General features: G+C 57.6%; 9 protein-coding genes and 1 other RNA gene. 6 read left to right on the forward strand and 4 right to left on the reverse strand.

Annotation, left to right across the window (positions count from 1 at the left end; all coding sequences use genetic code 11):
- Window positions 1–109: 109 nt before the first annotated feature.
- The 4 genes from ACVWYF_RS16450 to rnpB all read left to right on the forward strand — a co-directional run bounded on the left by ACVWYF_RS16450 (window position 110) and on the right by rnpB (window position 3596).
- A complete protein-coding gene (locus ACVWYF_RS16450; RefSeq protein ID WP_457069965.1) occupies window positions 110–1972 on the forward strand; it encodes a M1 family metallopeptidase in 1863 nt (620 codons plus the stop codon).
- 83 nt (window positions 1973–2055) lie between these two features.
- The gene (locus ACVWYF_RS16455) at window positions 2056–2754 is read left to right on the forward strand and encodes a hypothetical protein (RefSeq protein WP_457069967.1); all 699 of its coding nucleotides are present in this window, start codon (window positions 2056–2058) and stop codon (window positions 2752–2754) included.
- Window positions 2687–3142, forward strand: coding sequence for a nucleotide-binding protein (locus ACVWYF_RS16460; protein WP_457069969.1), 456 nt, complete (start codon window positions 2687–2689; stop codon window positions 3140–3142). Before ACVWYF_RS16455 ends, ACVWYF_RS16460 begins: the two co-directional genes overlap by 68 nt.
- Window positions 3143–3185: 43 nt before the next feature.
- Window positions 3186–3596: RNase P RNA component class A (rnpB, locus tag ACVWYF_RS16465), an RNA gene on the forward strand.
- Between the two features lie 239 nt (window positions 3597–3835).
- On the opposite strand, the gene ACVWYF_RS16470 is transcribed toward rnpB, so the two are convergent.
- Both ACVWYF_RS16470 and ACVWYF_RS16475 read right to left on the reverse strand, forming a co-directional pair.
- Complete coding sequence (locus tag ACVWYF_RS16470) at window positions 3836–4276, reverse strand: c-type cytochrome (RefSeq protein ID WP_457069971.1); 441 nt, start codon at window positions 4274–4276, stop codon at window positions 3836–3838.
- Between the two features lie 8 nt (window positions 4277–4284).
- Entirely contained in the window at window positions 4285–5565 is a 1281-nt protein-coding gene (locus ACVWYF_RS16475; RefSeq protein ID WP_457069973.1) for a PQQ-dependent sugar dehydrogenase, read from the reverse strand.
- 160 nt (window positions 5566–5725) lie between these two features.
- Here ACVWYF_RS16475 and ACVWYF_RS16480 point away from each other — a divergent pair, with 160 nt between their 5' ends.
- The gene (locus ACVWYF_RS16480) at window positions 5726–6889 is read left to right on the forward strand and encodes a sigma-54-dependent transcriptional regulator (protein ID WP_457069975.1); all 1164 of its coding nucleotides are present in this window, start codon (window positions 5726–5728) and stop codon (window positions 6887–6889) included.
- A gap of 747 nt (window positions 6890–7636) precedes the next feature.
- On the opposite strand, the gene ACVWYF_RS16485 is transcribed toward ACVWYF_RS16480, so the two are convergent.
- Window positions 7637–8635 (reverse strand): acyl transferase, encoded by a 999-nt coding sequence (locus tag ACVWYF_RS16485; protein WP_457069977.1) that lies wholly within the window; start codon window positions 8633–8635, stop codon window positions 7637–7639.
- 118 nt (window positions 8636–8753) lie between these two features.
- On the opposite strand from ACVWYF_RS16485, the gene ACVWYF_RS16490 reads away from it, so the two are divergent.
- Window positions 8754–9338 carry a hypothetical protein gene (locus ACVWYF_RS16490; protein ID WP_457069979.1) on the forward strand — a complete coding sequence of 195 codons (585 nt, stop codon included), beginning with the start codon at window positions 8754–8756 and terminating at the stop codon, window positions 9336–9338.
- A 34-nt stretch (window positions 9339–9372) separates the two neighbouring features.
- Here ACVWYF_RS16490 and ACVWYF_RS16495 read toward each other — a convergent pair whose 3' ends face one another.
- The gene (locus tag ACVWYF_RS16495) at window positions 9373–11793 is read right to left on the reverse strand and encodes an alpha-ketoacid dehydrogenase subunit alpha/beta (RefSeq protein ID WP_457069981.1); all 2421 of its coding nucleotides are present in this window, start codon (window positions 11791–11793) and stop codon (window positions 9373–9375) included.
- Between the last annotated feature and the right edge of the window lie 211 nt (window positions 11794–12004).

Genomic DNA, 12004 nt, shown 5'->3' on the forward strand with positions numbered 1-12004 from the left:
GCGGGGCGGTGCATTGGAAAAGTAGTTAAGATGAAAAGAACGTCATGCTTCGGCTGCGCTCAGCATGACGTTCTTTTGTAGTACAGCTTTTTCTTCCGCTCCCCTTCTCATGCGTTTTCTTCCCTTCGCCGCCCTGCTGCTGGCCGGCCCGGCCCTTGCCCAGCGCCCGCTGCCCGTGCCGCGCAACCTGCAAGCCCCATACACCAAAGGCACCCGCGCCGAAACCGGCCTGCCCGGCCCCCGCTACTGGCAAAACACCGCCGACTACGACCTGGCCGTGAATTTCAACCCCGGCACCCGCCTCGTGTCCGGCACGGTCGATATCAAGTACATCAACAACAGCCCCGATTCGCTCAAGCAAATCTGGTTCAAGCTCTACCCCAACCTCTACCAGAAGGGCGCGCCCCGCAGCCGCACCATCGCCCCGGAGGACGTGAGCGACGGCGTCAAAATCTTCAGCCTCACCATCAACGGCGAAACCTTTGATGTGAGCAAGCTACCCATCGATGCCACCAACCTGCCCGTGACACTGCGCCGCGCCCTGCCGGCCCACCAGGTGGCCACCGTGCGCGTTACCTACGCCTATATCCTCAACAAAGGCTCGCACCAGCGCACCGGCGAGATTGAGCCGGGGGCCGATTTCGTGGCCTACTTCTTCCCGCGCATCGCCGTCTACGACGACCTCGACGGCTGGAACCGCGTGCCCTACACCGGCGACCAGGAGTTCTACAACGACTTCGTCAATTTCAAAGCCGCCGTGACGGTGCCCAAAAACTTCGTAGTCTGGGCCACCGGCGACCTCACCAACGCCCCCGAAGTTCTCACCCCGAAATACGCCCAGCGCCTACGCGAGGCCGGCCAGCAGGATGCCGTGGTCAGCATCATCAGTGAGGATGATGCGAAGCGCCGCGATATTACCGCCCAAACCGACCAGAACACCTGGCGCTTCGAGGCCAAGAACGTCACGGATTTTGTGTTTGCCACCGCCGACCATTACGTGTGGCAGAGCACTAGCCTGGTGGTGGACCCCGCCACCAGCCGCCGCACCCGCGTCGATGCCGTGTACAACCCCACGCACAAAGACTACCAGGAAGTCATCAACTTCAGCCGCAAAACGGTGGAGGCCATGAGTTACACCTTTCCCCGCTGGCCCTTCCCCTACGCCCACGAAACTGTGTTCGACGGCCTCGACCAGATGGAGTACCCCATGATGGTGAACGATAACCCCACCGCCACCCGCGAGGACGCCATCACCCTCACCGACCACGAAATATTCCACACGATGTTCCCCTTCTACATGGGCATCAACGAAACCAAGTACGGCTGGATGGACGAAGGCTGGGCCACCATCGGCGAGTGGCTGATTTCCGGCATCATCGACCCCAAGCTGGACGATGACTACGGCGTGGCCCGCTACGCCGCCCAGGCCGCCACCGAAAACGACCTGCCCATCGTCACCCTCAGCACCCAGCAAACGGGGATGCCCTTCTTCCTCAACTCCTACCCCAAGCCCGGCATGGGCTACCTCTACGTAAAGGATATGCTCGGCGACAAGCTCTTCACGCAGGCCCTGCACACCTACATCACCAACTGGAACGGCAAACACCCCCTGCCCTATGACTTCTTCAACAGCATGAACGCCGGCGCAAACCGCAACCTCAACTGGTTCTGGCAGCGCTGGTTCTTCGATGACGGCTACCCGGACCTGGCCATTGCCCGCGTCACCAAATCCGCCGCCGGCTACGACATCCAGGTGCAGACCAAAGGCACCAAGCCCGTCCCCGTCGACCTCACCCTCACTTTCGCCGACAACACGACCCAGAAAATCCACCGCAGCATCGCCGTCTGGGAAACCGGGGCCAGCTCCGTCACCGTACCCGTCCCCACCAAGCAGCCCCTGAAGCGCGTGACGCTGGGCAGCACCCTCGTGCCCGACAGCTACCCGAAGGACAATGTGTGGGAGGGGAAGTAGTTTGATAATTATCCGTATCCTTATTAAATCACAACTAAATTTGCAATACTCAATATAATCATCTTATTAAATAATTCGCATTCATGGCAAAGCTCCCGGTTGAAATTGTACGTATTGGAGGAACCTTCAATAAGGAAATTGAAGAGACTGTATTCCTACTTGATAATCTTCAAAAAGAAATACATTTTTCAATGCTATCTACAGCTGATGAGGAAAAGTTTCAATTACTTGACTTTAAGGAAGCTAATGCTGATGATATTTTAGGAAAAATAAAGAAAATAAGGAATGACCTTAAAGGATTTCATCCTTATCTAATAGTAATTTCAAACACTTTTTTATCAGGCAAAGAATATTCGAATTTATTCGGAGAAGCTCACCCTGAAGAAGGAGTAGCAATTTTCACTTTTAATGGTGTACCTGAAACCATAATCCCTGTCGAAAAAATCAAATCTTATATTGCCTATTATATTGCACGATACACTTTTAATTTTCTTATACCAAGCCATAGAAATCACGATGAAACACGAGACTGTGTATTTGACATGAAAGTTCGAAAGAACGATATTATTAAAAGTATGAAGGCTGGCTCAGTTTGTGATAGCTGTAGAACTACAATAATGAGCCCTAATCACAATATTTCTGCAGCACAATTTACCAGCCTAAATACAATATTCGGTAAAGTCGAAGAACTGTATACAAAAGACCCGATAACAATTGAGAAAAAAGGCCAAAAAAGCCAAAATATTTATAGGCTCTTCCACAGAAGGATTAGATGTAGCTAGAAAAATTCAGAATGATTTAGCACACGAATTTGATGTTGTTATTTGGAGCCAAGGCATTTTTGACAAGTTAGGCCTGTCATTCCTGGAAATACTTGAGGAAACTGTAAATGCTTTTGATTACGGCATCTTTGTATTCACTCCTGATGACAAGATTGAAAGTAGAGGACAAACAAAAACGACAGCAAGAGACAATGTAATCTTTGAGTTAGGCATGTTTATTGGGAAGCTTGGTAGAAAAAAGGCTTTTTTAATTCATCCGCAGAAATCAGACATACACATTTTGACAGATTTCGCAGGAATTACGAAGGCAAGCTATGACCCTAATGCTTCTAATCTACAAGCAGCGCTAGGACCTGTTTGCGATATGATAAGGACATCGATTAGCTAATTTTTTGTATTAAATGCTAGGTTACCTCCTACCTTTGCCCGCAGTGATGGGTCGCCTCACCGCGGCGCTTTCGGGCGACGAGGAAAGTCCGGGCAACGCAGAGCACCTTGCTTCCTAACGGGAAGGACTGGCGCGCATAACGCAACCCAGGACAGCGAGTGCCACAGAAAATTACCGCCTACGTACCAGCCTTCGGGCCGGTGCCGGTAAGGGTGAAAAGGTGCGGTAAGAGCGCACCAGCGGGCGGGCAACCGTCCCGGCTGGGTAAACCTCAGGGGTTGAAAGACCAAATAAGCTGGTACGCCGGCGCGGTTTCGGCCGCATCGGCACCGGGCGGCTCGTCCGGCGCCAGCGGGTAGGTTGATGGAGCCTTTCCGCGAGGACTGGCCTAGATAAATGGTGAGGCAGTGGCTTCGGCCACGGACAAAACCCGGCTTACAGACCCATCACCTCACATCAAAAAGGCCACTCCCGCGCGGGAGTGGCCTTTTTTGTTCCCAAGTGCCGGGGCCGCCCCGTAAGCCAGTCGGGCACCCGAATGAGCTACGGGGCGGCCCCGCGAGGCAAACGGGTGCCCGACTGACCTCTGGGGCGGCCCCAACGGGCATTCGGGTGCCCGACTGACCTCTGGGGCGGCCCCAACGCCTTCCCGGGTGCCCGAACGCCCGTTGGGGCGGCCCCACGGCTCAGTGGTTACTTCTTGTTGGCGGCGCGCACGGCTTTCACCTCCGCCACGGTCACGGCGCTGGCTTTGTTGCCGAAGCTGTTGCGCACATACGTGAGGACATCGGCCATCTGCTGATCGGTGAGGTAGGCTTGCGAGGGCATCACGCCGTGGTAGTCTTCGCCGTTTATTTCCTCGCCTTTCAAGCCGTTGAGCAGCACTTTCGTGAGGCGGGTTTTGTCGCCCAGCACGTAGTCGGTCTTGGCCAGGGGCGGGTTCATGCCGTCCACGCCGAGGCCGTCGGCCTGGTGGCAGGTGAGGCAGTATTGGGTGTAGATGGCCTTGCCCTTGAGCACCCCGGCCGGGGCGGCGGGAGACTTAGCGGCTACTTTAGGAGCCGGTTTTTTCTGGGCGAAGGCCGGAGCGCTGGTCAGGGCCAGCACAGCCAAGATGGCAAAATACTTCTTCACGAACGCGCTTATTTCTGGTTGTACATGATGCGGTAGATGGTGCCGGCCTTGTCGTCGCTCACGTAGAGCGAGCCGTCGGGTCCCTGGGCCAGGCCGCAGGGCTTGTGGTCGGCGCGGCCGGCGGCGGCCTTCGCATCCGAGCCGGCAAAGTTGTCGGCAAATACCTCCCACTGCCCGCTGGGCTTGCCGTTTTTGAAGGGCTGAAACACCACGTAATAGCCTTTCTGGGGCTCGGGAGCGCGGTTCCAGGAACCGTGGAAGGCGATGAACGCGCCGTTGCGATACTTGGCCGGAAACATGGTGCCGGTGTAGAACAGCAGGCCGTCGGGGGCCATGTGGGCGGGGTAGGCGGCGGCGGGCTCCAGGTACTTGGGGTCGGCCAGCTTCTTACCGTCGCCGCCGTACTCGGGGGCCAGCATTTTCTTGTGCGCTACGCCGTCGTAGTACAGGAAGGGCCAGCCGGCATTCGCGCCCTTGGTGATTTCGTAGAGGCATTCGGCGGGCAGCTCGGCCGACTGCTTGTTGTCGTACATCGCCGGGAAGATGTCGTGGAGCTGGTCGCGGCCGTGCTGCATCACGAAAAGCTGGTTGTTCTGCGCGTTCCAGTCGAGGCCCACCACGTTGCGCAGGCCGGTGGCGTAGCGCGTGCCGCTGCCGTAAGTCTGCCCCGCCTTATCGGCCCGGAACTGCCAGATGCCGCCCGCCGAATCCAGAATCGGGCAGTCGGGGCGGCCCATCGAGCCTTTTTCCCGGTCCTTCACCTGGCAGGAATTGGAGTACGCGCCCACGTTCACGTAGAGGTTGCCCGCGTTGTCCAGCACGATGGATTTGCTCTCGTGCTCGCCCCGGTTCAACAGGCCGCTCACTATTTTTTCGGGCTGCGCAGGGTTGGTTACCTCCCCTTTCGCATCGAGCTTGTAGCGGTACACGTCCTCATCCGAAGAGGCATAGAGATAGCCGCCCTTGGCATAAATGCCCGTGCCGCCGTAGCTGCCGAAACCGCCCGAAACGGTGGCTTTGCCGGTGGCATTGGGTTTTAATTCGAGAATGCCTTTGCCGTCTTTGGGCTTGTTAAGTTTCACAAAAATATTGCCTTCCGGCGTCACGGTGAGGTGCCGGGCGCGGCCACCGGTTTCGGCCACCACCAGCGCCCCGAAGCCGGCGGGCAGCTTCAGGCCGGCGTTATTAGGGTCGGGGGCGAGGGCGGGCTTGCTGACGAGGGAGTAGAGGCCGAAGCTGCCGGCCAGGGCCGCCGTGAACAGCAGTGGGCGGGTTATCGCGTTTTTCATGCGGGGAATTTGGGTTGGATTGGGCGAAGGTAAAGCGGTTTGCAGGTCGGTATAGAAACGGCGGACCGCAGTTGTTGTTTGCTACGCCCTTAAACTCCAAGCGCCGCTTTTCGTTACCTTCGCTGCGCTCTGTTCGCATTCCATCCGTATTCCGCCCCGCATGCCCCGCATCCTCATCATCGACGACGAAAAAGCCATCCGCAACACGCTGAAGGAGATTCTGGAATTTGAAAACTACAAAGTCGACCAGGCCGAAGACGGCCCCGCCGGCCTCGACCTGCTCATCCAGCAGAAATACGACGTGGTGCTCTGCGACATCCGCATGCCCAAAATGGACGGCCTGGAAGTCCTGAGCCGCGCCCAGGCCATGGGCACCGATGCCGCCTTCATCATGGTATCGGCCCACGGCAACATCGAAACCGCCGTCGATGCCACCAAAAAAGGAGCCTACGACTTCCTCTCCAAGCCCCCGGACCTCAACCGCCTGCTCGTGACGGTGCGCAACGCCCTCGACCGCACCAAGCTCGTCACCGAAACCAAGACGCTCAAAAAGAAGCTCTCCGTCACGAAAGGCTCCGAAATGGTGGGCTCCTCGGCTGCCCTCGGGGCCGTGCGCAAAGCCATTGAAAAGGTGGCCCCCACCGATGCCCGCGTGCTCATCACCGGCCCCAACGGCGCGGGCAAGGAGATGGTAGCCCGCCAGCTGCACGAGCTCAGCAGCCGCGCCAACGGCCCGCTGGTGGAAGTAAACTGCGCCGCCATCCCCTCCGAGCTGATTGAAAGCGAGCTGTTCGGCCATGAAAAAGGCTCCTTCACCTCGGCCGTGAAGCAGCGCATCGGCAAGTTTGAGCAGGCCGACGGCGGCACGCTCTTCCTCGATGAAATCGGCGACATGAGCCTCTCGGCCCAGGCCAAGGTGCTGCGGGCGTTGCAGGAAAGCAAAATCACCCGCGTGGGCGGCGAAAAGGAAATTTCGGTGAACGTGCGCGTCCTCGCCGCCACCAACAAAGACCTGTTGCAGGAAATCGCCGACAAGAACTTTCGCGAAGACCTCTACCACCGCCTTTCGGTCATTCTGATTCAGGTTCCTTCGCTGAATGACCGCCGCGAAGACATCCCGGAATTGATTCAGAAGTTCCTCAACGACATCGCCGCCGACTACGGCAACAAGCCCAAGAAAATCGACGCCGATGCCCTCAAATACCTGCAGGAACTAGACTGGCGCGGCAATATCCGCGAGCTGCGCAACGTGGTGGAACGCCTCGTAATTATGAGCGACGACACGATTTCGGAAGGCGACGCGAAGGCGTTTGCGGGGAAGTAATAGAAAATTTAGTTCATGAACAAAAAGCAGCGCCCGAATCAATTAATTCGGGCGCTGCTTTTTGTGTTCTTATTAACGGTTTGCGGCTTGGCGAAGGTGGCGTATTTTACTACAAATATTGATGCGGAGAACCAAATTTTGATTAACCACAAAACTGTCGGCGGAAAACTGAACCCCTACTTTTGCCAAACCGATGTTATGCGATGTTTTTGTGGCAACGATTAAAAACCCAAATTGCAATAATCATGACAATAGAATATATTAACGCCAAATATAAATTCTCCGAATTTTGGATATTAAAACCCACAATACAAAATGTAGTAAGGATTAATAAGAAAGATACGATTGATAAAATTGTTTTGGAATAATTGTATGCACTAATTTTTTCCCAAGTTAGATATAGAATTATCGTTGCAGGAATAGATAAGAACAACCCGCAAATTATCGCAAACACCCAATTATAAAACATATCAAATTTCAAGTCATTAAATCCCTCATTGATTAGTATAATAAGCAATGGGGAAATTGTGCAAGTTGATAACCATATTTTTAATAAATACTTCATGTTTATATCACAGCAATGATTTTAAATATTGCATAACATCTGGGTTGCCGAAACCCAGCACAGTTGTAAGTTTCGGAAAGCGGCGCTTTGTGCGCAACAAACCTTCGGGAAGCATGCTACCGTTGGCAATGTTTGCAAAACAAGATAAGTTGAAAAATAAGTTGAAAAGCGCTTGCCCGCAGCTACACCATCTGGTTACACCCACGCACGTCCGAATTATCCATCCGTCCCAGCACATCAAAACTGCCGTCCGGATGCATGCGCGCTAAGTCCTTGGTTTCGATGAACGCGCAGGAATCAATGTTCGCCAAATCAATCACGTTGATGGCCCCGTCGCCCCTATCACCCATCGAGAACGGGTCCGACGGGTCGCGCAGCAGCACCTGCATCGGCGAAGGGCAGTGGAAACGGCCATCGCCCAGCGAATAGGCCTGGCTGAGCAACTCGGTCATACCATACTCGGAGTGAATGCCAGCCGGGCCAAATGCCTGCTGTAATTCGGCGTGCAGCTCCTCCCGAATCATCTCGCGGCGGCGACCCTTCATCCCCCCGGTTTCGAGCACGGTGAGGTCTTGCAGCTCCGGCGCGGGGCCGGCTTCCAGCGCAAAGTCCAGCAGCGCGTAGCTCACGCCGATGAGCATGACGCGACGGCCGGGCACTTGTTTGGCCTCGGCCAGCGCGGCGCGCAGGGCGGCGTGGTCGTGCAGGGAAAATGCCGGCTGCGTCTGGCCCGATTGCTGCGCGAAATAATCGACCATCGCCACCAGCGAAGAATTGCCCTGCTCCAGATACGAGGGCAGAAGCGCCAGAAACGTCCAGTCCGTGAGCGGGCCGTAGGATTGCTCGAAGATGCGGGCCGCGTTTTCGCGGTACAGGGCCGGCTCGCGCACTAGGTGACGGCTGCGCTGTTGCAGCGTGGTGCCGCTGCTGAGAAATACTTCCTGCGGCTCCCAATTTGCTGGATTCGTGCGTACCTCGTGGGTTTTGAAAAACTCGATGGGCAGAAACGGGATTTCCTCGAAATGCGCGACGTGGGCAGAGGGAAAGGATAGCGCTTTCAGATAGGCCGCGTAGGGCGGGCAGTGCGCGGCCTGGTGCCGAAACAGCGCCAGCGCGGCGGCCTCAAATGTGGCGGCCGTCACCTGGGGCAGGCCTTGCAGAAATTCGGAACGGAAACTCATGAGCCGATAACCAGATTAGCGGGTAATCCCGAACCAACCACCTTGGCTATTCGTTGGGAAGAACGTACTTTGGGGCCACTTCGGCCGTTGTGCTGCTGACTTCTCACTTTCTGTCTTTATGAACCTGTTTCGTACCCTGAGCGGAGTTGCTTTCCTTGGCCTGGCCGGGGTGGGCCTCAGCGGCTGCCTCAACGCCCCCAATTACTCAAACACGCCCGAAATTGAGTTTAAGGAAGTCAAGGTGACCCACATTGCCGGCTTAAATGGCAACGTGGGCCGAGATACGCTCGAATTCGTGCTCGGCTTCCGCGACGGCGACGGCGACCTGGGCCTGAGCGACCAGGACCTCGCCGTAGCGCCCTTCAATACCAAAACCGGTGGGCACAACAACCGGGGCTACAGCTACAACTACTTTATCCAGCCCTACAAAAAGAATTCCGTTAAGGATTTCGACTTTTTTGTAACTCCGGCCCAGCCCCCATTTCCCGGCGGTATCGTGGGCGAATACGACAGCCAATACCCGCGTCTGAATGGAGCCGATGGCCGCGCCGCGCCGCTGAAAGGCGAGCTGCGCTACAAGCTGCCCATCTTCCTTGATGGCACCGTATTCGCCCCCGGCCAGGTTTTCCGGTTCGAAATCAGCATCCTGGACCGTGGCCTACACGAGAGCAACAAAATCACCACCAGCGAGGTGACGCTGTAGGCCGGCCCGAGAGCCAGCCTACCCTGCCAACTCCTCAATAGATAGCCGGGAACTGCTCCGGCGCATCCTCGCTCATCATCTCGTAGATGGTGTCGAACACGTCCTCAGCGTTGGGCTTGCTGAAGTAGTCGCCGTCGGAGCTGTAGGCCGGGCGGTGGGCCTGCGCGGCCAGGCAACGCGGCTGCGCGTCGAGGAAGCGGTAGGCCTGCTGCTCGTCCAGTACGTGTTGCATCATGAAGGCGGTGCCGCCGCCGGGCACGTCCTCGTCGGCAAACAACACACGATTGGTTTTCTGGAGGCTGTCGGCGATTAGGTGGTCGGTGTCGAAGGGCAGCAGGGTTTGCACGTCGATAACCTCCACGGAAATACCCACTTCGGCCAGCTGCTTGGCAGCGTCCATCACGATGCGGCACATCGAGCCGTAGGTGACCACCGTTACGTCGGTGCCTTTTTTCAGCACCTCGGGGCGGCCCAGCGGCAGGGTGAATTCGCCCACGTTGCTGGGCGTTTTCTCTTTCAGGCGGTAGCCATTCAGGCATTCGATTACGATGGCGGGCTCGTCGCTGCGCAGCAGTGTGTTATAGAAGCCGGCGGCCTGCACCATGTTGCGCGGCACGCACAAATGGATGCCCCGGATACTGCCCAGAATCATCTGCATGGGCGAGCCGGAATGCCACACGCCCTCCAGCCGGTGCCCGCGCGTCCGTACGATGAGGGGAGCCTTCTGGCCGCCCTTGGTGCGGTATTGCAGGCAGGCCAGGTCGTCGCTCAGAATCTGGATGGCATACAGCAGATAATCAAGGTACTGGATTTCGGTAATCGGCCGCAAGCCTCGCAGCGCGGCCCCAATCCCCTGTCCCACAATGGTGCATTCGCGGATGCCGGTATCGGTCACGCGCAGCTCGCCAAATTTGTCCTGCAAGCCGGCAAAGGCTTGGTTTACGTCGCCAATCTTGCCCACGTCCTCGCCAATGGCGAATATTTTGGGGTCGCGCTGGAAGTTGGCGTCGAAGCAGGCTTGCAGCACCTCGCGGCCGTCCACCACGGGCGCATCGGCGGCGTAAGTGGCGGCCACTTCTTCGATGTTACCTACCGCCAGCTCGCTCTGGCTGAACAGGTTGGAGTTGTAGCGGTCGGCGTTTTCGGCCAGCAACTGCTCCAGGTGGCGCTGAACCGAGCGGCGGCCGAAGCTGCGCTTCTCGTTGCGCACAGCACGCAGCACGCGGCGCATTGTCCGAACAATATCGGCCCGGATGGGCGTGGGATTAGTTTTCAGCTGCTCCACCTGCTCGTGCAGCGTGTTTTCGGTGCCGGTGTCGGCCACCAGCTTCTCGAGCAGGGCCACGGCCTCGTCGCGCTCAGCTTTGATGGGGTCGAAGAAGGCGGCCCAGGCGGCGGTACGGGCCGTTTTAATAACGGCGGCGGCGGCTTTTTCGATTTCGTCCAGCTCCAGCTCAGTGGCGTGACCCTCGGCCAGCAGCCACTCGCGCAGCTTGTGCAGGCAGTCGTGGTCCTCTTCCCAGGTCAGGCGGTCCTTGCTCTTGTAGCGCTCGTGCGAGCCGCTGGTGCTGTGGCCCTGCGGCTGCGTGAGTTCCGTGACGTGGATGAGGACAGGGACGTGCTGCTCGCGGCACACGGCGGCGGCGCGCTGGTAGGTATCCACCAGTCCGGCGTAGTCCCAGCCCCGCACCACGTAAATCTCGAAGCCCGACTGGCCTTCGCCCTCGCGCTGCAAACCCATCATAATTTCGCTGATGCTTTGCTTGGTGGTCTGGTACTCAGCCGGAACGGAGATGCCGTAATGGTCGTCCCACACGCTCACCAGCATGGGCACTTGCAGCACGCCGGCGGCATTCAGAGCTTCAAAAAACATGCCCTCCGACGTGCTGGCGTTGCCGATGGTGCCGAAGGCTACTTCGTTGCCGTTGGTCGAAAGTGTGTCAAACTGGTGGAGCTCGGGGTTCTGGCGAAACAGCTTGGAGGCGTAGGCCAGGCCCAGCAGGCGCGGCATCTGGCCGGCGGTGGGCGAAATATCGGCCGAGGAGTTTTTGGTGTGGGCGAGGTCGGTCAGGTTGCCGTCGTCGTCCAGCATGCGGGTGGCGAAATGGCCGTTCATGGCGCGGCCGGCCGTGGCGGGCTCAGCTTCCACGTCGGGGTTGGCGTAGAGCTGGGCGAAATACTGCTCCCAGGTAAGCTGGCCGATGGCGGCCATAAACGTCTGGTCGCGGTAGTAGCCGGCGCGGAAGTCACCGTCCTGGAAGGCGCGGGCCATGGCCAGCTGCGGCACTTCCTTGCCATCGCCGAAGATGCCAAACTTGGCCTTGCCCATGAATACTTCTTTGCGGCCGGCCAGCGAGGCGTGGCGGCTTTCCCAGGCCAGGCGGTAATCGGTGAGGAAGTCGGCCTTGGTGAGGGGCGCGGCTAGCGTGGGCACGGCGGTTTCGGCTGCGGACATATAATAGGGGTCAGGATACGTGGGAATTCTGGAGCGGATAGGGCGAGCGGCCGGGGCCGTGCTGCAAAAATACGGAATCGGGGCCGGGTGGGTGGCGTGGCGGGGTTTGGCCGTATATTTGGGGTGCGGCGGTAATCGGTATTCCCTGCTGATTCTCAGCCCAACACTGTTGTTCACGGCTTTCTTTTTCTCCTTCAAAACCACCCGCCCC

This window comes from Hymenobacter sp. UYAg731 (assembly GCF_054061335.1).